The organism is Ferruginibacter sp. (genome assembly GCF_028288465.1).
GTDB lineage: Bacteria > Bacteroidota > Bacteroidia > Chitinophagales > Chitinophagaceae > Ferruginibacter.
The window spans coordinates 52,155-77,938 of the sequence record NZ_JAQBNR010000053.1 but is presented as its reverse complement, the minus strand read 5'-3'; the positions used below and the strand labels follow the sequence as shown (position 1 = coordinate 77,938).

Here is a 25,784-nt window from a genome sequence, read left to right as displayed (position 1 = left end):
TTTTTATTAAATATTATTAGTGTGTGCAATTTGTAAACGTACACACTAATAATATCGCTTTATGCTGACAGTCGCCCGAAAAAAATTGCAGCAATAGATTCCTGGCGAATAAAAATTTGCATATAGATAATTCTTGGTTGTAGCGACCAGGCAGTTTATATAGGGGCGACAATGAGCTGAAACTATAAAGAAGAGTAAGCACACAGTTTGTCGCACGCAAAAGGCTCTTAGTCTTATAAGGATTCTTCAGCAGTTACATATTTCTGTTTGCAGAATTAAATCGCTACTTTTCATTCAGGTATCAACAACATGAAGCAATTTTATTTCATACTGTCTTTCATTTGTCTGCAGTTAAATGTACATGCGCAGCAACACAAGAATGCGGCTTCTATTGATTCTTTCTATGCGGTGGACGCAAAAGTCCAGCTACACGATCTGCGGCCCGCTACGTTTGCTTTCGCTGACGCAACAAATCAGTTAACCATCGGGGAAATTGCATCAGGTAAAATGGATGATCAATTTAAACCCATCAGTAATTTTAAAACACTCGAGAACTATACCACGTACTGGCTCAGGCTTTCTGTTGAAACCACCGGCCTGATAGATAAATGGTGGCTATTGTTTCGGGGAACTTCCGAAGACTATTATGTTTCTAACAGTGAAGCTGTTTTTTACAATTTTGTGGACGTGTATTATTTTAATAAGGATAGAAAATTATTAGAACAAAACCGCAGTGGAATGCTGGTACCCCGTTCACAAAAACAAATAAAAAGCCTGGCGGGTATCAGCCGTGTTTTATTTTCTGCCAACCAGGATGAGCAGCGCATTATTTATATAAAGATGTACAGCAAATTGGGCGGCAATGCGCCACCGTACCTTGAGCTACACAAGCCAGCTATATTATTACCTTCCGGCACCGGGGACGAGCGGTTGTCGATGCAAGGCGGCATTGTGTTTACGTTTTCGATTTTCTCCATTTGCCTTTTCTTTTTTTTAAGAGATAAATCGTATTTGTTTTTTGGCATCTACGCGTTTGTATTATCCATCATCTATCTCACTATTTATTCACGCCTGCCTTTTATCGACTGGCTGGTTCCGGAGCATCCCGAATTATTGTTAAGCTTTTGGTTGTTGAATTTAGCAGCGATGTTAATTTTCTTTCTGCTCTTTGGGCGAACATTCATTAACCTGCCTGTTTTATCAAAACGTACCGATCAGTTTCTAAAGGCTTTTATTGTGCTGTGGTGTACGGTAGTATTAATAGAAATTATCGCTTCAGCAATTTCTCACAAGTATGTTTACTTCCATTACTCAGATCTCAGCTTTGCCGTTATTACTTTCTTATTCGTTATCCGGTTTGCATTCTTTAAAAATGTTTTTGCCCGTTTTTTTGTGGCGGGGGGTGTATGGCTTTTATGCTTTACCGTTGTAGGAATAGTAGATAACGAATTTAAATTTATGCCCTTTAGCCCATTCGCTATCGGGCAACTGGGGCAAATATTAATATTTGCAGTAGCCCTCGCTTATAAAATAAAACTAAATGAGCAGGCAAAAGCAGAGGCCGATAACATAAAAGATATTGATGACATCAAATCAAGATTCTTTGCCAACATTTCACACGAATTCAGAACACCACTTACGCTTATCCAGGGCCCTTTACAGAAAATAGAAGAACAGGCCAATGAGAAATCAAAAAGCGGATATACAGAGGTTCCGCTGCGGCAAATTAATACCATGCGCAGACATACCGACCGTTTGCTTGAACTGGTAAATCAATTGCTTGATCTCTCCCGGCTTGACTCGGGTAAGATGAAGATGCAGGTGATTAAAGGTGATGTAATGCAGATCATCAGGGTGTTGGCCGCCTCTTTTGAATCCATGGCAGAAAGAAAACAAATACACTATTATGTTCATCTTCCTGAACAAACCACCATCACTTTTTTTGATAAGGATAAACTTGAAAAAATTATAACCAATCTTTTAGGCAACGCGTTTAAATACACACCGGAAAAAGGTAGTGTATCGCTGAATGTGGAATGTGATGAAAGCAGGATACGTTTTGAGGTAGATGATAGCGGACCCGGCATATCAAAAAAAGACCTGGCGAAAGTGTTTGACCGTTTTTACCAGGTTGAAGGCACAGAAGATAAAGGAACCGGTATTGGTCTTGCGTTGGTAAAAGAGCTGGTAGACCTGTATGGGGGCCAGATAAGTGTTAGTAGTGAACCTGGCAAAGGCACCCGTTTCAAAGTAAGTTTACCCGTTGGTAAAAATGCGTTTAATGAGAATGAGATGGTGTATGGAGAATGGAAGAATAATGAAATACAAATAAATAAAGGTTATGAAGAAAGCCTGGAAAGCAGGCCCGTTTTTAAATCAGGTTACGTAAGCGAATTGCCGCTGGTGTTAATTGTGGAGGATAATGATGATCTGCGGCAGTTTATTTATGAAACGATTGAAAAAGACTTCCAGGTGATTGAAGCAGCGCATGGCAAAGAGGGCTACGAAAAAGCAATAGCCGAAATTCCAGACCTTATTATCAGCGATGTAATGATGCCGGTAATGGATGGTTTTAAGATGGCCGGGCAGCTGAAAAAAAACGAACACACCAGTCATATACCGGTGATACTGTTAACAGCAAAAGCCGGGCAGCAGCATAAAGTAGAAGGGCTTGAAACAGGTGCAGATGATTATCTTACCAAACCCTTTGATGCCAAAGAATTGCTGGCCAGGATTCAAAACCTCATTCAGCAAAGAAGATTATTGCGTAAAAAATTTGCCGGCCAGGTAATACTGAAACCTTCGGAAATAGCAGTCAACAGTGCAGATGAAAAATTCCTGGCCAATGTGATGCAGGCTATTGAAAAAAATATGGGGGAAGACAAATTTGGCGTGGAAGAATTAGCCAGCACGGTGAATATGAGCAGAAGCCAGCTTCACCGGAAATTAATTGCTCTTACTAACCAGGCTCCAAGCGAAGTAATTCGCAATACAAGATTACTAAGAGCAAAAGAATTGCTGCAGAAAAAATATGCCACTCCATCGGAGGTAGCGTTTAAAGTAGGATTCAACAGCCATACCTATTTTTCCAAATGCTTTAAGGAAGAATTTGGAATAAGTCCAAGTGAAATTTTGTAAAGTTATGCGACCTTTTAAGGGGAAAACAACCGAAAGAAAACTAAGCACAACTATTCCAACATGCTGTTGCTGGCAACCGCCCCAAAAAACATTAATTTTCTTTTAGAGGAAACTTCAATTATTACTGTCTGGCAAATGCCCTAACGCCAGCAATCAGTATGGCAAAGAATTGCAAAAAACGAAGTGTCATAATAATCAACGAATGTTAAACATTTTTCTGCAGAAGATATGTTGCGGCTGAAAAAAGTGCTGATGCCACTGATATCTATCGTAATCGCTTTTATGCCGCAAAGTTCAGCCAGGGACTCATCGCCCTGCATGAGGTGGATGTGCTGAATATTATACCTGTTGATGCTGATAGCTAAGTTGCGCCCGTAGATGAAAAGGGTTTAATTACATGTATACTGATGAAGCAGGAGGGCAGCGACAAACTTATTACAGCGTGTTTATCAATGCAGTCGGTAAACCTGCTTTTATGTTCAGCGATTTTTCTTTCCCGTCACTTGCCACCGCGACCGTTATCAGCCCTGCAAAATTAAAATTTCAATCGGTAGAAAATGCCCGTGCACAAATTGACCAGGGTAACAACAATATTGTAAGGCTTACCCCTCATATAGACTTGAATGCTTGAATGAAAGATGTAACCCATTCACTCTACAATGTCCAGTCTGGCCTTATGAAATGGCAGGTATAGCCATAAGGATTTTTCTGCAGATAAGCCTGGTGCTCTTCTTCGGCATTCCAAAAGTCCGTTGCAGGCATCACTGCAGTAACAATTTTGCCCGGCCATTTTCCTGATGTTTCCATTTCTTTAATGAGTGTGTCCGCTGTTTCCTTTTGTACATCATCCAGGTAAAAAATGGCAGAACGGTAGGATAATCCCCTGTCGTTGCCCTGCCTGTTCAATGTTGTGGGATCATGAATCTGGAAGAAAAATTCCAGCAATGCACGATATGATAAGGTGGAAGGGTCAAACACAATTTCAATAGCTTCTGCATGTGTACCATGATTACGGTAAGTGGCGTTGGGTACATCGCCGCCTGTATAACCTACTACTGTTGACTTAACACCGGGAAGCTTGCGAATGAGTTCTTCTACACCCCAAAAACAGCCACCTGCCAAAATTGCTTTTTCCATTTTATATATTCTTTTTGTTTGCTGCAAAGTTAACTCGCCGATATTGAAAATGAACATGCTGCTGGCAGGAAGTATGTCTTACAGGAGGATTGTATTATCCCAGGCCATTAAGTTTACAATGACCAAGTCAGGTTGACACAAGTTATCCGGGCAGCAGCTCTGGTGTTTTCTGCAAGCTGGGTTCCTTGATTTGTAACAGGTTAGCTTCTGGCATCTGTTGAAAGCAGGAAAGAAGTGCCGGGGCTTTTTTTGGCTGCAGCCTGATGGTGCATTGTAGGCAAGGTCTCTTATCAAATAAAAACTAAGATCCGCTTTGATGATGACTGTAAGTATTAGAAAATTTAGCAGTGAGATAACAGGGTATTAAAAACACGGGCTTGTATTTGCAAGAGTAACGGGTCGTCATAATTTATTACTTGATTGTGACGGTAGAAGCCAGCTGATTAAAAGCGCTAGTCATTGAAACTCCATAGATATGTTAATTGTGCAAGCTTGTATTCATGCATGAGCATCCGCCCGTTTTGAATAATTACTACCGACTATCGAAATATTTTCAATTAAATGGCGCTGGTAAGTGTTAACTTTGATAGGGTTGCGAAGGGGTGACAATTTTATCTTCAATCATTCCGCACAGCGGATGATTTGCGATACCCGGCAGCTTCTTAATATTAAATTATGTTTACAAATATTTCCAGAATTGACGAGGAAAGTTACAGCCTGTTAGTTGAGTCAGTAAAGGAATATGCCATTTTTATAATAGACGTCAACGGTTATGTGACCACCTGGAACAAGGGGGCGGAACAAATTAAAGGGTATACTGCCAGCGAAATTATTGGGGAACACATCTCAGTTTTTTATACCCCGGAGGAAATTGCCAACAATGAGCCTGAAACCAATTTGCAGCTTGCCAGGGCATACGGGCGATTTGAGTGTGAGGGTTGGCGGCTAAGAAAGGATGGCACACTATTTTGGGCCAATGTAATATTTGCCGCATTAAAAAATGATAAAGGCGAGTTGGTTGGATTTGGCAAAGTAACAAGGGATGAAACTGCAAGAAAAAATGCGGCGGAGGAAATAAACCGGTTAAACAGTGAGCTAACTAACCTGCTGCAACGAAGCCAGATAGAAACCGCTGACTACAAACATGCACTGGATGAATCGGCTATTGTAGCTATTACGGATCAGAAGGGTATTATTAAGCATGTAAATGAAAATTTTTGCCGCATCTCAAAATATTCAGAAAAGGAACTGATAGGGCAGGACCATCGTATCATCAACTCCGGCCATCATGCCAAAGCATTTATAAAGGAGTTATGGACAACCATTGCCAACGGCAAAATATGGAAGGGTGAATTAAAAAATAAAGCAAAGGATGGTACGTTTTATTGGGTGGATACCACGATAGTACCTTTCCTGAATGAACACGGCAAACCCTACCAATACCTGGCCATTCGAAGCGACATCACCCAACGAAAATTGTTTGAAGAAGAACTGTTGCGGGTAAATGAAGAACAGGAAAGAACGATAGCAGCAAGGACGCTGGAGCTTCGGGAAGCATTGGCTGCGGCACGGGAGTTAAACGACATTAAAACGCGGTTTGTATCGCTTGCCTCGCACGAATTTCGTACTCCTTTAAGTGCTATTCTTACAAGTGCTTCTTTGGTAAATCACTACCTGGAACCTGAATTTGAAGATAAAAGAAATAAGCATATTGACAGGATAAAAGGTGCCGTGCATCACCTTACAAACATCCTGGACGATTTTTTATCCGTCGAAAAACTGGAACAGGGAAAAATCGAAACCGCTAGTGCCGACTTTAATCTGATACCTGTTATTGAGGAAACGATCGATAGCATGGAAGGCATGGTAAAAAAAAGAAACCATGAAATTCAGTTTATCTACAGCGAACCAATATCCGTGTTTCAGGATAAAAAAATATTCAGAAATATTTTACTCAACCTGCTTTCCAACGCGATAAAATATTCAGCAGATGGTAAAACGATACAGGTAATAACCGGCGTAAAAGGAGCCAATGTTTTTGTTTCGGTGAAGGATAATGGAATAGGAATTCCACTGGAATCGCAGAAGGAATTATTCAATATTTTCTTCAGGGCGAATAATGCCACCCATATTCAGGGCACGGGCCTTGGGCTCAATATTGTTAAAAAATATGTGGAAATGCTAGGCGGCAGTATATACTTTACAAGTGTTGAAAATGAAGGTTCCACCTTCACAATTGAGTTTCCCAAAAACCTGTAACGCCTGCAAAGACAGTGATAAATAAACCTTACTTTTTTAAAATTGATGGCCAACCCGTATAATAAATCCACAAAAATTTCAGAAAGATTTTCAAGTCATATTTTAGTGTGATTATCGTCATGTCCAAAACAGAATATCCAAATTAGCTTTGCTTATTCATGAAGAAAATACTTATTATCGAAGACAACACAGCCATCAGGGAAAATACTGCTGAATTGCTGGAGTTAAATAGATTCAGCGTATTGACTGCTGAAAATGGTCAGGCTGGATTTGAACTGGCAAAAATCAGTGTCCCCGATATTATACTGTGTGATATGATGATGCCCGACACAGACGGACGCCAGTTTCTCAAATTAGTGAAAGAAGATGTCATTACGGCAAATATTCCTCTTGTTTTTTTTAGTGCCGGCTCGCTTGCTCCCGAAATTCAGGAACAATTGGTCACCGGAAAAGATGGCTATCTTAAAAAACCATTTACAGAGGAAGGTTTGTTGGATGCAGTAAAAAAGGCCAGTATTATACATCATGTCAATTCAATAGCACATTCCTAACTAGTATATGTAATCTATCTGGAGGTGGATATTGCATAAAGCGTCCGCGACACTAGCAGACAGATCACCTTCACCGGGCACTTGCCACGGTTATTCCCTTCTAAAAAGGCTTTACATCCTCCCTTTCTACTGTTACAGTGCATTCACCAATAAGAGCGGCCAAAGCGCCCACGGCTGCCAGCACCGGCGCCAGTACTGCGCCCAGTACTCCAATCGTTAATGGAAAATTCATGACCTCTTTACCTTCCTTATCATGAATACTTATTTTTCGCACGTTGCCTTCTTCAAAAAGTTCTTTTACTTTTTTCACCAGCGTTTCCCCATCCAGTTTAAAAGATTCAGTTGCCATGATTTTTTGTGTTAATGATGATTGTTATGAATAATAATAGAGAGAGGCTCAGCTTTATATTGTTTCCACTTCCAGATAAAATCGTGCTGGTAATTTTTTAATAAAATATAGAAGGCGATAGCCATTGATACCGTAGCGGGAAAAGCAGAACCTACCCCCAATGGCGCAATAGCCAGGCCAAAAATAATGCCGACGGTACAGGCAAGTTTTGTAAATGTTTTATTTAACATCAAGCCGGCTCCAATTAAAAGTTGCCCCACGGCAATGGTGCATACAGAAGCAGTTTATGTGCTGCGAAAAATACCCGTTGATAAAATTACGGTACCATGGCAAGGCATTCAGCCTGGCATAATCAAGGTATATACTGGGCTGGTTGATGGCAGTAGTTGCATTAAAATAGGCTGCCCATAAAAAGAAGCCTGCTAAAAAAAGCCTTGCCCACATTGGTTTTTTTATTGCTGCAGGTATGCACAATCCAAATACCAGATTGGAAATGATATAAGGAATCAACCATTGCTTAAGCGCTTCCATAAAAATATTTTTCGTTAATGAGTCGCGGGAATAAAACAAAAATGCACGCCATCCAGCAAATAAAGAATGACCACAATCAATAAAATTATTGAGATTGGTTATGAAATTTCAATGATCAGCACGTAGTGAATACAATATTTTTTTTATGTCACCGTTCTACAAAATATAGTAATCAAATTATCAATAAAACAACAGGTTCAACACAGGAAGAAACATAACTTTTTACTAACCCAACCCCATAAAGAAAGCTGCTCCTAAGAAGGCAGCTTTTTACATTGCTCAAAGTTTCATCTTTAATTGTTCTTCGTCTTTCCTGGTCATGGTATACATAAGTTGATTTGCAACTAAAGATATAGATCGATGACATATCAACGCCTTGTCCTTTAGACAGGAGCATTTATTCTCTATTACTTGAAAGTCAGGTTATAACCTTCTTTCCCACCAAAAACAATAACAGCCCCCATTGCACTAAATTTGCCTGCTAACTAACATACAAGTGTATTTGGCATGCAACATGCTTGGCTGTTTATGCAATCCCTAAAATAAAAAGAATGGTAAAGAAAATTATAAAAATAGTATCGATCAGCCTGCTGGTTTTAATCGTGGCAGCCTTCGCAGCACCGTACCTGTTTAAAGGACAGATTGTAAACCTGGTAAAGAAAGAGATCAATAAAAAGATCAATGCAAAGGTTGATTTTAAAGACGTGGACATTTCATTCTTTCGTCATTTTCCAAAAGTAGCCGTTGGGCTGGATGAGCTGCGGGTAATTGGAACCGGCGTATTTGCAGCCGATACACTGGTAAGTGCTCAACGTATTGATGCAGCGCTCAACATCATGAGCGTGGTACAGGGGAAAGACATGACCATTTATTCCGTGTTTGTCGAGTCGCCCCGCATACATGCTATTGTAAATAAAGACAGCCTGGTAAACTGGGACATCATGAAGCCTGATACTGCGGTAGCTACACCAACAACTGAAAAGCCTTTTAAAATGGCCCTGCAGCAATATGCCATCTCAAATGCCTACATCAATTACAGGGATGAAACAGCTGCGATCGGTACTGAAATATTCAATCTCAATCACAAGGGCACCGGTGATTTTACCTCTGACCTTTTTACATTAAAAACAACTACCAACGCAGATGCGGTAACAGTTACCTATGGAGGTATTCCTTATATATCCAATGCCAGGGCAGTTGCGGATGCAGACATACAGGTAGATAACAAAAGCAATGTCTATCGTTTTAAGACGGACAAAATAACTGTAAATGATCTCAAAATAACCGGCGAAGGCGCCATTAAAAACCTGGCTGAGAAAGGCTATGATCTCGACATCAAATTCAAGGCACCCTCAACCGATTTTAAAAATATTTTATCACTGATACCGGCTATTTATAAAAATGATTTCAACAAGATAAAAACCAGTGGCAGTGCCATTTTTAGCGGTTTTGTAAAAGGCGTTTACAGCGAAACAGTTATGCCGGGATATCATGTGGATATGGAGGTGAAGGATGGGTTTTTTCAATACCCCGACCTGCCAAAACCCCTGCAGCAAATCAATATCAAGGCACAGGTAGATAACCCTGATGGTGAGACAGATAATACCGTAGTGAATGTCGAAAAAGCGCATATTGAGATGGACAAAGAACCTTTTGATATCCACTTGCTGGTTAAAAAGCCCATCAGCAACCTGTTTGTAGATGTCGCAGCGAAAGGCAAGCTTGATTTGGGTAAGATTGCGCAACTCATAAAGCTGGAAGCGGGCACCAAAATAACCGGCCTGTTAAATGCAGATGTGTATGTAAAAGGAAATGTAAAAGATATAGAACAGCAAAAGCTGGATCAGTTTACTGCCGGCGGCGCCCTTGACTTAAACAACTTTTTATACGTTGCAAAAGATTATCCAACAGGTGTTAAAATCAATGCGCTTTCTACTTCGTTTACACCGGCTAAAGTGGATATTAAAACCCTGGACGGTCAGTACCTCTCATCCAATTTTAGTGGCAGTGGTCAAATCAATAACCTGCTGAATTATATGTTGCAGTCGAAGCCGCTTAATGCAAGTCTTACCCTGAAGGCCGATAACATTAATTTAAATGACTGGATGGGGACCAGCACTGATACCACCACCAAAGGTCCTGCAGCTGCACCTTTTGCGGTACCTGCCAATTTAAATGTGCTGGTAAATACCAGTGTAGATAAACTGCATTATGATAAAGTTGATATCACCGGTTTATCGGGCAGCCTTAAAATAAATGATGAAACTGTGACCATCGCAGATGTAAAAGGCAATGCACTGGACGGTGCTGTGATGGTGAACGGAAGTTATTCTACCAAAGCAAGTAAAACCAAACCCGATATCAGTTTGATCTACAATGTAGATAAAGTAGATGTACAAAAAACGTTTGCAGCATTCAATACCGTTCAGGTGCTGATGCCAATCGGTAAATTTATTGCAGGCAAGCTTACATCGCAGTTGACATTAAAAGGTAAACTGGGCGATAACATGATGCCGGATTTAATGAGCCTTTCCGGCAACGGCAATCTCTTGCTGATAGAAGGTTTCCTGAGCAAGTTTGCACCACTCGAAAAAATTGCCAGCACATTAAATGTAAAAGAGCTGGAACAAATTGCAGTAAAGGATGTAAAGAATTACATTGAATTTAGTAACGGCGAGGTACTGGTAAAACCTTTTACTGTAAAAGTAAATGGTATTGATATGGAAATTGGCGGTTTACAGGGCTTTGACCAATCACTGAATTACGCAATCAACATGAAGTTGCCCCGTGCCTTAATGGGCGATAAAGGCAACCAGCTGGTGAACAACCTGGTGATGCAAATAAACAGCAAAGGTATTCCGGTTAAAGTAGGGGAAACAGTAAATCTTAACCTGAAACTGGGCGGGTTTTTAAAAAGCCCTACTATAAAAACCGACCTTAAACAGGGAGCTGAAAACCTGGCAGATGAGTTGAAACAACAGGTTACTGCTTTTGCAAAAGCGAAGATAGACAGCACCAGGCAAGCCATTACCAGCGCAGTAAAGGATACCATTACTTCTGTAAAAAAACAAGCGGTTGCGCTTGCTAAGGATGAGTTGGCTAAACAAGTATTTGGCAACAAAAGTACTACTACTGATTCCGCCAAAGCAACTGCCAGGCCACAGGAATCTGTAAAAGGCCTGATGAATAATTTGTTTAAAAAGAAACCAAAAGACACTACCGGTAAGCATTGAACTTTCCATGCCAGGCCATATCCCGAAACATGTAATATGTTCAACACTTTGGGACGGGAGTGATGAAAAGCCGTTACACCAACATGTATGAAAGCTGAACAAATATCCCTGTTGGTATGCCCTGAAAGTAGCCAATACATTTTATACTATATATACTGGTGGTGAAATGCACGGTAAATTAGCCAGCTACTACTGTAACTGTAGCAGGTATGGCAGCCATATTTTTTATGGCATGTTATTTCACTATTTGTAGTACATGGCAAAAATATTGATTGTAGAAGATACAGAAGACATCCTGGAGATGTTAGATTTTATAATTCAGCGGCACGGCCATCAATCTTCAGTGGCATGTTGCAGAGCCGAATTGTTGGCAAATTTGTCGATCATAACACCGGATCTGATCCTCATGGACGTGATGCTAAAAAATGAAGACGGGCGGAAGTTGTGCAAAGAGGTTAAAGAGACCAATCCTAACATAAAGGTTATCCTGCTCTCAGCTAGCTTTGAAAAGCTGAAAACTTACCGGGAAAACAAGGCAGATGATTTCATTGAGAAGCCGTTCGATATTAATACCCTTCTCGCTAAAATAAACAAGCATTTGTCTTAATGGAAAAACAGTTTATAAGTCCCTGGCGCATCGTGGTGAATTATACGAAGCCAGATAGACCATTGTTTGTGATCATTGCTGAATTTGTTGCCAGGGTGATAGTAAAAACATACTATGCTAATGCGCAAACTTCAGTAATCTTTCTTCCTTTCCTTTGCGGTAGTAATTTAGCAGCCACATAATAGTATAAGTTGGAATAATATCCGTACCGGGTAAAATTTCTTCTACAAAGTTAAACATACCTCCAACGAGGCCGGCCCGTCCGAACGTAAAAACAAAAGTAATAGCAGATATCGGCGCCCAGAGCACATCACCCAACTCACCAAAGCCCGGAATAATATAGGTAATACATCCGGCCAGATCCATTAAGAGGCAAAATTTTAAAGTAGGTTGATAGGTTTTCATATTTATTGGATTTGTAAAAACTGATCAAATATGTTGCCGGAGCAGACATCGGAAATGATAAGCTTAGTTTTGTGAATAACTTTGCGGTCTCTCCCGGGATATCTACTATCAACAAAATGCTATTTTAAAAATTGGCATAGTAAAACCCCACCGTATGACACCCTTTTTGTAAAATTGATAATGGTGGCGCCTTACTTCTATTCGCAATCCGTTTCTTATAGCAACACATTAATTGCGGTGTCGGAAAGTCGTCTTTATGATGCATCAATTAATTTCTAAACGAAAAATTTTCCGGAATAGTGCGCAGTAAAGCGCCGGCTGATGAAAATAGCTGTATGGGATGCGTTGGGTTGGCAATTCTGGGACTATCTTACCGCTGCAGTAATTTGCCGGGCAACAATATGATGCCTTTCAGTAAACCAAAAACGCCGTCTACTGCAATGCCAACCAGCCGGAAGGGAAGTGTCAGTATCCAAAAAACAGGATACAGAACCAACGCCAAAATAGCCAGCGGCCAACAAACAATAAATAGGATTAGCCATGCAATGAATGTAAACATGGTATGAAGATAATTATTGAAAATAAAAGTCACAAGTCAAATTATATGAACGGTGTAGTGTGTTACCAGGTGTTGCTATACGGTACTGCGAGATGGGTTTCAAAAGCGTAGTGAAACCCAGGTAAATGAATTATAAAGGTTATCAATAAAAGGATCGTTTAAGCGGTCGTAGATACATTAAGCTGTATTTGTTGATTGAAGACCTTTATTGTACATCCTCATCATATAAAATCATTTGTTTTTTTTATCGGTGGTAATTAGTTATTGGGGAATAACCCTTTCTTTGTTTAAAAATAAATGCTATGAGGAAAATTATTTGTGTAACATTTTTGCTGCTTGTAGTGGCATCACAACATGCCAGCGGCCAGGCATTGCGTATTCCTGATACAACCAACTATGTATGCATTACTGGCAAAAAAATTGCCACTACTGAAATTACAATTCACTACAGTGCACCTGGGGTAAAGGGCCGTGACGGGAAAATATATGGCACTTCTGTCGTACCATTCGGGTATGAAGTACTTGGCTTTGGTTCTGCTATGCCATCGCCATGGCGCGCCGGCGCAGATGAGGCTACTACAATCTCCTTCTCTACTGATGTAACCATCAACGGTAAAAAACTACCAGCAGGTAAATATGCTTTCTTTATCGAAGTACATGAAGATAGCAGTGTTTTAATCTTTAATAAAAATACCAAAGAGTGGGGAAGTTATTTTTACCGGAAAGAACTGGATGTGCTGCATGTACCTACCGTACAAAAGAAAAATTTACCTTACCTGCAGGAAAGGCTGGTGTACAATTTTACCAATCAGACAGATCGTTCTGTTGACATCAGTTTAGATTGGGAAAGATGGAGTTTCCCCCTCAGGGTAGCAATTGATCTAAAGAATACTGTTCTTGAAAACATAAGGGAACAGATGAGCGGCGCTATTGGTTTTGACCCTGCAAGTCTTGAGGCTGCTGCCGGATGGTGTGTGGCAAACGACACAAATTACAATGAAGCGTTAAACTGGATCAATTCAGCTACCGACCCACGTCTGGGAGGCGTCCGGTCATTCAATGCCTTATCTGTACAATCCCGCATTTTAAAGAAACTGGGCAAAGATAAGGAGGCGTCAGACATGATGAAAGCGGCTATGGAAAACGCTTCGGCGCAGGAACTTCATAATTATGGCCGTCAATTAATGAGTGAAAATAAACTGCCTCAGGCGTTTGAGGTATTTCAGAAAAACTTTACAAAGAATAAAGGAGCCTGGCCAACCAATGCAGGAATGATGAGAATCTATTCTGCATTGGGTAATTATAAGAAAGCATTGGAACATGCAAAAGCGGCCTTGCCGCAAGCACAGGATGAACCAACAAAAAAGTTTTTAGAAACAGCTATCAAAACACTGGAACAAGGCAAGCCCTTGTAAGTTTTTTTAGTATAACGCCATACCGCCGTCAACTTTGAAATATGGATTTTTTACACCCGAAGTAGTTTAAAAACATCGTTCAAAAAACAAATCAATCTCTTATCTTAGCGCTATGGTAGTCATTACAAGTCATGCAGAATTCGAATCTTACCTAGCCAAAGAAATAGGAGTATCACCCTGGCACAAGGTAACGCAGCAACAAATCAATAATTTCGCCGACGCCACACTTGATCATCAATGGATACATGTGGATGTGGAAAGAGCTAAAACAGAAAGCCCTTTCAAAACAACCATTGCGCATGGTTACCTCACGCTGTCATTGGTGCCTTTTTTCTGGAAACAAATTGCAGATGTACGGAACCTCAGGATGGAAGTAAATTACGGCATTGAACAGCTCAGGTTCGGGCAGGCGGTACTTGTAGATAACGAAGTGCGGTGCAGGGTATCACTCAAATCCATCATCAATCTGCGGGGTACAACCAAGGCTACACTCTACATCCAACTGGAAATAAAAGACCAGCCCAAGAATGCTTTTGCGGGAGACGTTGTTTTTCTTTATCATTTTATTTAACGATAGTAGGTTGCTTTGATAGCAATCACCGTGAAACGGCAAATTAATTCAGTTGAACGATATTTTGGTGAAATTCTCTTTCGGTTTAAATTATGCAGGTGTCAACCAACAGTACAAGTGTACAATTGAAATTGTTTGTTCATCAGCCATGCCTTGTAAAATAATATGCAGACCCACTTTATAAATGAACAACCATCGGGAGGTTGGCACAAAAAACAAATGATACATATCTTATCAGGTCCGTTTAAAGTAGTAGAAGTGTAAACCACCCGTAAGGCAGAATAGCAGATGAAAGCAAAGGATTTAACGGTTAAGTGGATATGCTTCTGATGTTTATATTTTGTTTGGCGGTGTATTAATTACTGAAGAAAAACAACCATGCGCATAACTGGTCTGTCCAGAAAAAAATCCATTTAAATCTAAATGGGTAAATATTCAATTCATAATAACCTCTTTGGAAGTGTGCAATGTATAAAAAGCATTACAAAGGGAAGTTGAGATAACCATTCTGGATACCGATCCGTTGATCGTGTAGTTATGGTTTAGCGGCGTTGATATCTACAATCAAAAAAAGCATAGGCAGTGACTTAATGGAAGGAGTTATTCAGGAAGCAAACAGGGTGCGCTGAATGGTTTGTCTGGAAACGGCGTCAGTAAAGAACCTTCCGTGGCACCAGCAATTCGGTTTTACATTTTGCCACTCGGTTTTACATTTTGCCACGAATGTAATTCCGGCTATCCCTTATTTTGCACAAAAAAAAGCAACTAAAATTGATTGGTGAAGGAAGTTCGGCAATTGGAGACCGGGCAGCGAAAAAAGTAAAATGGACAAACCGGCGTGAAATCCGGTTTGTCCACTCTGTGACCTGGATTGGATTCGAACCAATGACCCTCAGCTTAGAAGGCTGATGCTCTATCCAGCTGAGCTACCAAGTCTTTAATTTTTTTTGCAAATATAGGGCAAATCAATTATTCACTTTGGTGTTTTTTAAATTAATCGTGGATTGTAATTATGGAATAGAATTAGCTATATTAATAAATCTTCATTGTATATCTTTGCAAACTTATATTAATCAATAAGCGAAATTTAATAATATATAAATCCGCCTGTTGTTTAAATCCTCTTAACTAAAAATAAAATGTTTATGAAACAGCTTAAAGCGACAATCCTTTTTATTTGTCTTGCTCACATTGGGTTTGCCCAGAATTTTGGCGGCCCAAAAAAAGGAACTGCAATTGGTTTTAGTGGTAACATGGTAGATTTTTCTGCCTCTGTTCCTAAAATAGGAAAAGTTGATCCCGGTTTTTCATTGATGCTATGGCATGGCCTTACCAGCCACATCGATTATTCTTTACGCTACAACGGCTTGTTCACAGATTATGTGAAAAAAATTAACGCGACTAACAGCTATACGAATGAGTTTGAAGGATCGTTGCATGCCCGTTTACTGGCCAATGATCACCTGTTTAATCCTTTCCTTACTGCAGGTATCGGCATCGGCAGTTATGGTAAAAATACATGGGCTCCATATGTTCCGTTGGGCGGCGGTTTGCAAATGAACTTATATAATGAAGGCTACTTGTTTTTACAGGCTAACTACCGTGCAAGTCTTGCAAAAGCCAAATTGGATAACAACATGTTTTATTCATTAGGATTTACACAAAATATTAGCTCTACACAAGCGACTCCTAAAATGGCCCCATTGCCTCCTGTACCAGTTGTTACAGATAGAGACAATGACGGGGTAGTTGATAGCCTGGATGCTTGTCCTGATGTAGCTGGCCTGGCTTCATTGAAAGGATGCCCTGATACAGATGGAGACGGTATTACTGATAAAGATGATAAATGCCCGACTGTAAAAGGTTTTGCCAGGTACCAGGGGTGCCCTATACCTGATACTGATGGTGATGGTATTAATGATGAAGAAGATAAATGTCCCGCAGTTGCTGGTGTTGCCAGATACCAGGGATGTCCTATTCCTGATAAAGATGCGGATGGTGTAAATGATGAAGAAGACAAATGTCCTTCAGAAGCTGGCCCTGCATCCAACTTTGGTTGCCCTGTAATCAATGCAGAAATTATCAAGAAAATAAACATGAGCGCAAAGAATATTTTCTTTGCAACCGGCAGTGCTAAGTTGCTTGCTAAGTCAAACGCTTCGTTGAATAATGTAGTAACTATTTTAAATGATAATCCTGGATACAAAGTGGATATTGCTGGTCATACAGATAACACAGGTAAGGCAGACAAGAACCAGACTTTGTCTGAAGCAAGGGCCAATGCGGTGAAAGCATATTTTGTAAGCAAGGGTATTGACGAAAGCAGGTTGAACGCTACTGGTTTCGGACAAGATAAGCCCATCGCTGATAACAAAACAGCAGCAGGCCGCTCAAAGAACAGGAGAGTGGAACTGAACGTTAGAAATTACTAATCGCATTAATCTTAAATACAAAAAAATGCCTCACAAAATTGTGAGGCATTTTTAGTATTCATCTATTTTTACCCTGTGTTTCAGAAAAAAATCAACACCGAAAATAAAAGTTAACACCACGGTTAAAACATAACTGCTATGTATATGCGCATAAAGCAGTTTTACATGCGTTTAAGGGCCGCCTGCATTCAGCTGGCATTGTTTAATCCATGCTTAATTTAGTCACCCCATTTTTTCTTCCAGCTCCATCACTTTTTCAAACACAGTTTCGTATTCTTTATTCAGGCTGGAAAGCTCAGTAGTAACGGCTTTATACTCAGTTTCCGTTTTTTGAAACTTTTCTTTATTGCCATAACTGTCAGGCGAGGCCATGGTGGTTTCCAGCGCAGCTTTACGATGATTGAGTTGCGCCAATTTTTCTTCTATTTGCTGAAAGCGTGTTTTATTCTTCTGGTATTCCTTCTTCAGCTCCTTATCAACAGGGCTACGTTGTTGCGTAACCTGTAGTACCACTTCCGGGGCCGTTTCCTTCTTTGCAGGTTGCTCTTTATTGTTTTTTTGTTCCGGCGTTTTTACAGTGCCCGCAGTATTTTTTTCTTCCAGTTTTGCAGCAGCAAGTCTTCTCTCTTTCCAATCTTCCCATTCTGTATAACTGCCTTTAAATTCTACAATTTTATGATCTTCGATTTCCCAAATCTTGTTGGCAATCTTACTAACAAAATGCCTGTCATGACTTACAAAAACAAGGCTTCCTTCATAATTATTTAAAGCGCCAATCAGCAAGTCAACTGAATGTATATCCAGGTGATTGGTAGGTTCATCCAGCATTAAAAAATTGGCTTTGCTCACAATGGTTTTGGCTAACGCCACCCTTGCTTTTTCGCCTCCACTCAGTACTTTAATCTTTTTATCTACATCGTCGCCGCTGAACAAAAAACATCCGAGCAGGCTTCTCAGTTCAAGATCGGTTTTGCCACTGCGACTTTCCTTCATTTCATCCAGCACACTGTTTTCAATGTTCAATGCTTCCAGCTGGTGCTGTGCGTAAAAGGATTCTTCTACGTTATGACCCCAGATCCTTTCGCCCGTAAATTCTTCATTGCCTACAATAACCCGCAATAACGTTGACTTACCTTTTCCGTTTGCACCAATCAGTGCAATTTTATCACCGCGATCAATTTCAGCACCGGTATCTTCCATAATTACCAGGTCGCCGAATTGCTTTGTTACATGTTTTAAAGTACACAATACACGGCCGGGTTGCTTGTCTATTGAGAAATTAATGCGCATGTTTGGCCGCTCAATTTCCACGTTTTCTATTCTGTCCAGTTTTTCCAAACGTTTCACAATACTCTGTGCTGCCGCGGCCTTGCTGGCTTTGGCTTTAAAGCGTTCTACAAAACGCTCATTCTGGCGAATATAATCCTGCTGATTTTCATATGCCTTTTGCTGTATGTCAACACGCAGGGCCTTTTCAGTTTCGTAATAAGAATAATTGCCTGTATAAAAATGTAATTTCTGCTGATATAATTCCACCACCTTGTTTACCATCCTGTCTAAAAAATAACGGTCATGGCTTACCATTACTACAGCACCCTGGTAGTGGATCAAATATTTTTCCAGCCATTCAATACTTGGTAAATCCAGGTGATTTGTCGGCTCATCCAGCAACAAAACATCGGGCGCCATCAAGATCATTTTTGCCAGCAATACCCTCATTCGCCATCCTCCACTAAATAATTTATATGGCTTATGTAAATTTTCATTGCTAAATCCCAGCCCCTGTAAAATTTCTTCTGTTTTATGGTGAATGTCATAACCGCCCAGTACTTCAAGCTCATGTAATTTTTCAGAATAATCATGTGCCAGTGCTTCATCGCCTGTTCTTTCCAACTCGTGCCCAATGGCTTCAATTTCTTTTTCCAGTTCTTTTACTCTTTCAAATGCACCCATGGCAACTTCAAGTATTGAATCATCCGTATCAAAGCTCAGCAGGTCCTGGTGTAAAAAGCCAATGGTTGTTTCCCGGCCTTGTTCAACAGTTCCTTTACTCGGCAGGTATTGTCGTGTAAGCACTTTTAGCAGGGTAGATTTACCTGTTCCATTATAGCCAATCAGCGCAATGCGTTCATTGGGTTGTATATGCCAGGTGGCATCTTCCACTATCGTTCGGGCACCAAATTCAAACGTCACATTTTGTAATCCTAAAAGCATAATTGTATATAAAAATTAATGGTTGAAATACCTGTTTGGCTGCAAAAGTAATTCAATCGGCAAACTATTTAATGAATTTGATGTTATGCCTTAGCTTTGTAAAAAGTTTTTGCATGAAAAAAGTAATATGGATATTGGTGATTTTGGTATTGGCTTTCAGTATCTATTGGTTTAAATTCAAGCCGGTTGAAACAGTAGATGCAGCCAAAAGTGCACCATTAAAAGTGATGAAACATTCTCCCGAATTCAACAGGAGTATTGACACGATGATGACAGCGTATCTCGATTTAAAAGCTGCATTTGTTGAGGCTGATTCAGTACAGGCTAAAGTGGCAGCGCAAAAGTTTTTACTTGTTAGCGATAGCCTGAAACTGGATGAACTGAAAAAAGATACCGCAGGAATTGCAGAAAGCGCGGCGATGCAGCTGAATGATATCAAAGCCAACGCGGAAAGCCTTTTAAAGCAACCCAACCTGACTGAAATGCGCCAGGATTTCAGGATGGTAAGTGAAAGCATCTATCCCTTGCTAAAAACAATTCACTATGAAGGGAAGACTTTGTACTGGCAAAATTGCCCGATGGCATTTGGTGAAGGAAAAGAAGCTAACTGGATAAGCAACACGGCAGAAATCATCAATCCATATTTAGGTAAAAAAAATCCCGAGTATAAGGCTACCATGCTCCATTGCGGTGAAGTGAAGGACAGCATCTTGGCGCAATAACCAGTGGCACGCCCGCAATAATCAACAACGTATCAATATCAAAAATAAGCGTCAACTGTAAGTACCAAAATGAAAATATATATCTGCTTGTTTTTTTCGATACTGATTTCCCAGGTTTGTGCCGCACAAAAAAAATACACCATCAGTGGCTACGCCAAAGATGTTCAGAATGGCGAAACGCTCATTGGCGCTACCATTACAGTTAAGGGAAATTCCAAAGGCATCACCAGCAATCAATACGGTTTTTACTCTATTACTTTACTGGAAGGAGATTATGAACTGATTTGCTCTTATGCCGGTTACCAGCCAAAAATTGCAAGCATAAAATTAAACGCCGACCAGCAAATAAACTTTGACCTTATCACAAGGTCAGCTTTACAGGAGGTGGTGATTATGTCTAAAAAAACAGACGCCAATGTCAAGACAGCCCAGATGGGAAAATTTGTACTGCCCATTGAACAAATTAAGGCGATACCGGCATTCCTGGGGGAAGTAGACCTGATAAAAACCGTTCAACTTTTGCCCGGCGTCCGAAATGCCGGCGAAGGCAGTGCTGGTATTTATGTTCGTGGTGGCGGTCCCGATCAAAACCTGATCATGCTGGATGATGCCATTGTTTACAACACAGGTCATCTCTTTGGATTTTTCTCTATTTTTAATTCAGATGCTATAAAAAATGTTTCCTTAATAAAAGGGGGCATGCCGGCGCAATATGGTGGCCGCTTGTCAAGCGTGCTGGATATTTCCATGAAGGAAGGCAATGACAAAAAGCTCCAGGTTGAGGGGGGGATAGGGTTAATTGCATCCCGCATTTCTATCCAGGGACCCATTAAAAAAAACAAGGCATCTTTTATTATTTCAGCAAGACGTACTTATATTGATGCGCTCACTAAACCATTTATTAAAAAGACGAGCCAGTTTTATGGTTCGGGTTATTATTTTTATGACCTGAATGCAAAAATGAATTATAAATTTTCTGAAAAGGACCGGTTGTATATCAGCGGGTATTTCGGAAGGGATGTGTTTGATTTTGTAAATGGAAAAAGAAGTTTGGATGTAAAAATTCCATGGGGAAATGCCACTGGCACCCTGCGGTATAACCATGTTTTTAATAAGCGTTTGTTCGGCAATACTTCGGTAGTATTTAATAATTATAATTTCTCCTTCCAGGCTGCTCAAAATAATTTTGATGTTAAACTGGCTTCCGGTATCAGGGATGTTAGTTTAAAGCAGGATTTTGATCTGTATCCTTTTACCGGGCATAAAATCAAATTTGGCGGATTGTATACCTACCATAAATTTACGCCGTCGGTAGTAAGCGGAACACAGGACAGTGTTATTTTTAAACCACAAAATCCACAAACAAAATTTGCACACGAGGCAGCGTTGTATTTGCAGGATGACTGGGACCTGAGCGATAAAATTAAAATCAATGCAGGCCTTCGTTACAGCTTGTTTCAGCAGGTTGGTCCATATAATATTTATACAACCGATGCCAATGGCAACAGAACCGATAGTACAAAATATGGCTCCCGAAAACCTGTAAAGACATACGGCGGACTGGAGCCAAGACTAACCATGCGGTATGCGCTGAACGATGAAACATCTTTAAAAGCATCTGTTACCCGAAACCTGCAGTACATCCACCTTGTAAGTAACTCCGGCAGTACCTTGCCTACAGATTTATGGGTGCCGAGTACCTATAAAGTAAAACCACAAATCAGCTGGTTATATGCCGCGGGCCTGTTCAAAAATTTCAATAATAATACTTTTGAAACTTCTGTAGAACTGTATTACAAGAGTATGGAAAACCAGATTGAATACCAGGAAGGCTATACACCCAACACGCTGGAAGACACCGAGAATTTCTTTACGTTCGGCAAGGGCTGGAGTTATGGAAGCGAATTTTTTATCAATAAAACCAAGGGGAGGCTTACGGGCTGGATTGGATATACGTTGAGTTATACATGGCGTAAATTTCCGGGGCTTAATTTTGGTGAAAAATATCCGGCCAAATACGACAGAAGAAATGACCTGAGTGTAGTGGCTTTATATGAGTTGAATAAACGCTGGAAACTATCATCAACTTTTGTTTATGGAAGTGGTAATGCCACCACATTGCCGCAACGTTTTTATCTTGTAAATGGTATTCTTACGCAAGAATACAGCCGCATTAATGAATATCGTTTACCTGCTTATCACCGCCTTGATTTTGCAGCGATCTATTCTCCTAAAAAGAATGAGAAACGTACCTGGCATTCTGAATGGGTATTCAGCATTTACAACGTGTACAGTAGAAAAAATCCCTACTTTATTTATTTTGATCAATCAGGAAGTGCTTATGACGGCACGCTGAAAGTGCAGGGAAAACAGGTTAGCCTGTTCCCAATTATACCGGCTGTTACCTGGAACTTCAAATTTTAATAATTACTGATCCGTTTTGGTCTTATGCACAAAACGAATCGTACCACTTTTTTTCAGGTCCGAGGAAATGCGCACTTCATACCGCTTGTCTCCATCGGTAATCACCATCAGCGCCGTATTGGGTGGAATAGAGCCCAGGTTATCTGCATACATCGTCAGCTCATTAATGGAATAATCTGTTGTAGCATCCAGGGTTAACGTGATAGGTTTTTCGCTCAGCATTTTATGAGATAAAATCAGTTTACCGTTGTAGAAGAGTGATACACTATCTCCATCAACCGAGCCATTATCATAAAGATCTACCTTAAAATTATTGCTTCCGATTTCTATTGTTTTTAAAACGTCGGCGCTTCTTTTCTCAAAATTTGGATCAGCAATCGGCGGAATTACGGGTGTTTGTTTTTTTACTTCCGGAGCAATTTTTTCCGGGGTTGTTTTTACCAATGGGGCAGGTTTTATCGCCACTTCCCTGCTGGTCAATGGCGGCCGGGTTGTTTTGGCCGGTTGCTGCGCTGGTTTCGTTTTGGCTACCGGAGGTGGAGCGGCAGTCTTCTTATTTTTATCTGATAAATCAGGAATTTTTGTGGTTGGTTTTGGACTGGAAAAAGGAGTTGGTTTTACCGGCTTGTTAAAGGATGCCAGGTTTTTACTAAGCGTTCTTCTGGTAAGCGTTGTTGTACCTGTTCCACATTCTCCCAATTGCCCCGGCGCTGTTCTCCACGATCCTTTAAGTTCTTCTTCGCCATCTTGTTTATCGTAAGTTAAAATATGCGTCTGCAAACAATCGCTCCAGCCAAGTGGGGTTGATCCTTTTACTTTGGCTGTTTCAGTAACCCGTAGACTTTTGGTGCTTTTGTAGTAATTGCCTGCCAGTGAACAAATCACGTAATATTTTCTATCCTGGAAATAAGTATACGAAAAACCGGTAACCTCGGTGCCGTTAACCTCCAGCTCAAGCACATATTCTGTATTGTCGCCGCCGGTTAAAACAATATCTCCTTTGCTGTTAAAAAAGCCACGCCATTGACCGTTTAATTTTTGAGCAAATCCTGTTACGCTTATTAAAAACAACAATGCAGCAACGCCTAAAATTTTTTTCATCCGTAAAATTATTTTTTCAACCTTAATACAATTTGTAAAAATTAGAGGGGTGGTTCACAACGGGTACGGCATATTTAAACAATACAAAGATATTTTAGATAACTTCTTCTATACCTAATAGTTTCGTTAAATTTGCAAACTTAAAAATAAGGAAGCTATTACAATATGATAAAGATTACATTACCAGATGGGGCGGTAAAGGAATATGAAGCGGCGGTTTCTGCGATGGAAGTTGCAAAGTCAATCAGTGAAGGGCTGGCCCGTAAAGTGTTGGCAGCAAGTGTTAACGGGCAGGTGTGGGATGCTGAAAGACCTATTACAGAAGATGCAACGCTGCAATTATTGACATGGAATGACTTAAATGGCAAATCAACATTCTGGCATTCTTCCGCTCACCTGATGGCAGAGGCGATTGAATCCTTATTTCCCGGCGTAAAGTTTTGGGTAGGGCCCCCGCTTGAAACTGGTTTTTATTATGACATAGATCCGGGAGATAATTCGATTGGCGAAGAAGATCTTCGCAGGCTGGAGGTAAAGATGGCGGAACTGGCAAAACAGGCCAATCCTTTTTTACGCAAAGAAATTTCCAAAGCCGACGCTGTACAACTATTTACTGAAAAAGGAGATGAATATAAACTGGATCTGCTGAGCAATTTACAGGACGGAGGAATTACACTATATACCCAGGGCAAATTCACCGATTTATGCCGTGGACCACATATTCCCAACACCGGTTTTATAAAAGGAATAAAGCTTACCAACATTGCAGGCGCATACTGGAAAGGCGATGAAAAAAATAAAATGCTTACCCGCATTTACGGGGTTACATTTCCTTCTGCAAAAGAACTGGATGAGTATTTGGTTTTGTTAGAAGAAGCAAAGAAAAGAGATCACAGGAAGCTGGGTAAAGAGCTTGAGCTGTTTGCTTTTTCAGAAAAAGTGGGCATGGGATTGCCTTTGTGGTTACCCAAAGGTGCTATGTTAAGAGAAAGACTGCAACAGTTCTTGCAAAAAGCGCAGATGGATACTGGCTACCTTCCGGTAATAACACCGCACATCGGTCACAAAAATTTATATGTCACTTCCGGTCACTATGAAAAATATGGAAAGGATAGTTTTCAGCCAATTAAAACCCCGCAGGAAGGTGAGGAGTTCTTCTTAAAACCGATGAACTGTCCGCACCATTGCGAGATCTATAAAACGTCACCCCGCAGTTATAAAGACCTGCCTTTACGCCTGGCCGAATTTGGAACAGTTTACCGTTACGAGCAACATGGAGAATTACACGGGCTTACCAGGGTGCGTGGTTTTACTCAGGATGATGCGCATTTGTTTTGTATGCCCAATCAGGTAAAAGATGAATTTAAAAAAGTGATCGACCTGGTATTGTATGTTTTTAACTCGCTGAGTTTTACAAACTATACCGCACAGATTTCGTTAAGGCATAAAACCGACCGGGCGAAATACATAGGTTCCGATGAAAACTGGGAGTTGGCAGAACAAGCCATCATTGAAGCATCTGCCGAAAAAGGATTAAACACTGTCATTGAATATGACGAAGCGGCATTTTATGGCCCTAAGTTAGATTTCATGGTAAGAGATGCCATTGGCCGTAAATGGCAGCTGGGCACCATTCAGGTAGATTATAATTTGCCGGAGCGTTTTGACCTTACCTATATCGGTGAAGATAACGCCAAACACAGGCCAGTTATGATTCACAGGGCACCATTCGGAAGTATGGAACGTTTTATTGCAGTGTTGATTGAGCATTGTGCCGGTAAGTTTCCTTTATGGCTGGCGCCCACCCAGGTAAAACTGTTGCCTATCAGTGACAAATTTTTGCCTTATACAGAAAATGTGGCACAGCAATTGAAAAATGCTGATATTCGTGCAGAGATAGATGACAGAAACGAAAAAATTGGCAAGAAAATACGTGATACCGAACTGGCTAAAATTCCTTTGATGTTAGTAATAGGAGAGAAGGAGATGAATGAGAATAAAGTAGCTACCCGCAGACAAGGCAAAGGAGACACAGGGGTGCTGACAATAGATGAATTCATTGCTGCTGTTAACGAAGAAGTAAAAAGTAAAAGAGCGTTTGAATAGAAAATATTATTAACTTTAAATCAAAACAAG

20 protein-coding genes and 1 tRNA gene are annotated in these 25,784 nt (G+C 40.4%); 12 read left to right on the top strand and 9 right to left on the bottom strand.

Annotated features, from left to right (window positions below; genetic code table 11):
• The first annotated feature begins 309 nt into the window (after positions 1–309).
• Together JWR61_RS20630 and JWR61_RS20625 are read left to right on the top strand one after the other, a co-directional pair.
• Positions 310–3,138, top strand: a complete 2,829-nt coding sequence (locus JWR61_RS20630) for an ATP-binding protein (protein WP_301929603.1) — start codon at positions 310–312, stop codon at positions 3,136–3,138.
• Positions 3,139–3,535: 397 nt separating this feature from the next.
• Positions 3,536–3,769 carry a hypothetical protein gene (locus tag JWR61_RS20625; RefSeq protein WP_301929602.1) on the top strand — a complete coding sequence of 78 codons (234 nt, stop codon included), beginning with the start codon at positions 3,536–3,538 and terminating at the stop codon, positions 3,767–3,769.
• 23 nt (positions 3,770–3,792) lie between these two features.
• On the opposite strand, the gene msrA is transcribed toward JWR61_RS20625, so the two are convergent.
• The gene (msrA, locus tag JWR61_RS20620; protein ID WP_301929601.1) at positions 3,793–4,275 is read right to left on the bottom strand and encodes a peptide-methionine (S)-S-oxide reductase MsrA; all 483 of its coding nucleotides are present in this window, start codon (positions 4,273–4,275) and stop codon (positions 3,793–3,795) included.
• A 675-nt stretch (positions 4,276–4,950) separates the two neighbouring features.
• Between msrA and JWR61_RS20615 the strand changes: the two genes are divergently transcribed.
• Both JWR61_RS20615 and JWR61_RS20610 read left to right on the top strand, forming a co-directional pair.
• Positions 4,951–6,534 carry a PAS domain-containing sensor histidine kinase gene (locus JWR61_RS20615; protein WP_301929600.1) on the top strand — a complete coding sequence of 528 codons (1,584 nt, stop codon included), beginning with the start codon at positions 4,951–4,953 and terminating at the stop codon, positions 6,532–6,534.
• 158 nt (positions 6,535–6,692) lie between these two features.
• A complete protein-coding gene (locus JWR61_RS20610) occupies positions 6,693–7,085 on the top strand; it encodes a response regulator (RefSeq protein ID WP_301929599.1) in 393 nt (130 codons plus the stop codon).
• Positions 7,086–7,185: 100 nt separating this feature from the next.
• On the opposite strand, the gene JWR61_RS20605 is transcribed toward JWR61_RS20610, so the two are convergent.
• Genes JWR61_RS20605 through JWR61_RS20595 form a run of 3 tightly spaced genes read right to left on the bottom strand, consistent with a single transcriptional unit; the run spans position 7,186 to position 7,965 of the window.
• Positions 7,186–7,434, bottom strand: a complete 249-nt coding sequence (locus JWR61_RS20605) for a DUF4342 domain-containing protein (protein ID WP_290341227.1) — start codon at positions 7,432–7,434, stop codon at positions 7,186–7,188.
• A gap of 11 nt (positions 7,435–7,445) precedes the next feature.
• A complete protein-coding gene (locus JWR61_RS20600; protein WP_301929598.1) occupies positions 7,446–7,664 on the bottom strand; it encodes a hypothetical protein in 219 nt (72 codons plus the stop codon).
• Positions 7,654–7,965 carry a hypothetical protein gene (locus JWR61_RS20595; RefSeq protein ID WP_301929597.1) on the bottom strand — a complete coding sequence of 104 codons (312 nt, stop codon included), beginning with the start codon at positions 7,963–7,965 and terminating at the stop codon, positions 7,654–7,656. The genes JWR61_RS20600 and JWR61_RS20595 overlap by 11 nt, the downstream gene beginning before the upstream one ends.
• A gap of 551 nt (positions 7,966–8,516) precedes the next feature.
• Here JWR61_RS20595 and JWR61_RS20590 point away from each other — a divergent pair.
• Positions 8,517–11,198 (top strand): AsmA-like C-terminal region-containing protein, encoded by a 2,682-nt coding sequence (locus JWR61_RS20590; RefSeq protein ID WP_301929596.1) that lies wholly within the window; start codon positions 8,517–8,519, stop codon positions 11,196–11,198.
• 256 nt (positions 11,199–11,454) lie between these two features.
• Positions 11,455–11,805 carry a response regulator transcription factor gene (locus JWR61_RS20585; RefSeq protein WP_301929595.1) on the top strand — a complete coding sequence of 117 codons (351 nt, stop codon included), beginning with the start codon at positions 11,455–11,457 and terminating at the stop codon, positions 11,803–11,805.
• Positions 11,806–11,922: 117 nt separating this feature from the next.
• Here the strand turns inward: JWR61_RS20585 and JWR61_RS20580 are convergent, their stop codons facing one another.
• Positions 11,923–12,210, bottom strand: a complete 288-nt coding sequence (locus tag JWR61_RS20580) for a hypothetical protein (protein ID WP_290341219.1) — start codon at positions 12,208–12,210, stop codon at positions 11,923–11,925.
• A 370-nt stretch (positions 12,211–12,580) separates the two neighbouring features.
• Positions 12,581–12,769 carry a hypothetical protein gene (locus tag JWR61_RS20575; RefSeq protein WP_301929594.1) on the bottom strand — a complete coding sequence of 63 codons (189 nt, stop codon included), beginning with the start codon at positions 12,767–12,769 and terminating at the stop codon, positions 12,581–12,583.
• Positions 12,770–13,071: 302 nt separating this feature from the next.
• Between JWR61_RS20575 and JWR61_RS20570 the strand changes: the two genes are divergently transcribed.
• Positions 13,072–14,184, top strand: coding sequence for a DUF2911 domain-containing protein (locus tag JWR61_RS20570; RefSeq protein ID WP_301929593.1), 1,113 nt, complete (start codon positions 13,072–13,074; stop codon positions 14,182–14,184).
• Between the two features lie 112 nt (positions 14,185–14,296).
• Positions 14,297–14,755: a MaoC family dehydratase gene (locus JWR61_RS20565; protein ID WP_301929592.1), complete on the top strand. Its 459-nt coding sequence runs from the start codon at positions 14,297–14,299 to the stop codon at positions 14,753–14,755.
• Between the two features lie 862 nt (positions 14,756–15,617).
• On the opposite strand, the gene JWR61_RS20560 is transcribed toward JWR61_RS20565, so the two are convergent.
• Positions 15,618–15,691: transfer RNA gene (locus tag JWR61_RS20560), tRNA-Arg, on the bottom strand.
• 209 nt (positions 15,692–15,900) lie between these two features.
• Here JWR61_RS20560 and JWR61_RS20555 point away from each other — a divergent pair.
• Positions 15,901–17,187: an OmpA family protein gene (locus JWR61_RS20555; protein ID WP_301929591.1), complete on the top strand. Its 1,287-nt coding sequence runs from the start codon at positions 15,901–15,903 to the stop codon at positions 17,185–17,187.
• Between the two features lie 222 nt (positions 17,188–17,409).
• Here the strand turns inward: JWR61_RS20555 and JWR61_RS20550 are convergent, their stop codons facing one another.
• Positions 17,410–19,401, bottom strand: coding sequence for an ATP-binding cassette domain-containing protein (locus tag JWR61_RS20550; protein WP_301929590.1), 1,992 nt, complete (start codon positions 19,399–19,401; stop codon positions 17,410–17,412).
• Positions 19,402–19,514: 113 nt separating this feature from the next.
• On the opposite strand from JWR61_RS20550, the gene JWR61_RS20545 reads away from it, so the two are divergent.
• Together JWR61_RS20545 and JWR61_RS20540 are read left to right on the top strand one after the other, a co-directional pair.
• A complete protein-coding gene (locus tag JWR61_RS20545; protein ID WP_301929589.1) occupies positions 19,515–20,123 on the top strand; it encodes a DUF3347 domain-containing protein in 609 nt (202 codons plus the stop codon).
• Positions 20,124–20,192: 69 nt separating this feature from the next.
• Entirely contained in the window at positions 20,193–22,547 is a 2,355-nt protein-coding gene (locus tag JWR61_RS20540) for a TonB-dependent receptor (protein WP_301929588.1), read from the top strand.
• Between the two features lie 3 nt (positions 22,548–22,550).
• On the opposite strand, the gene JWR61_RS20535 is transcribed toward JWR61_RS20540, so the two are convergent.
• Positions 22,551–23,648, bottom strand: a complete 1,098-nt coding sequence (locus JWR61_RS20535; RefSeq protein ID WP_301929587.1) for a hypothetical protein — start codon at positions 23,646–23,648, stop codon at positions 22,551–22,553.
• Between the two features lie 165 nt (positions 23,649–23,813).
• On the opposite strand from JWR61_RS20535, the gene thrS reads away from it, so the two are divergent.
• Positions 23,814–25,754: a threonine--tRNA ligase gene (thrS, locus tag JWR61_RS20530; RefSeq protein WP_301929586.1), complete on the top strand. Its 1,941-nt coding sequence runs from the start codon at positions 23,814–23,816 to the stop codon at positions 25,752–25,754.
• Positions 25,755–25,784 lie beyond the last annotated feature (30 nt).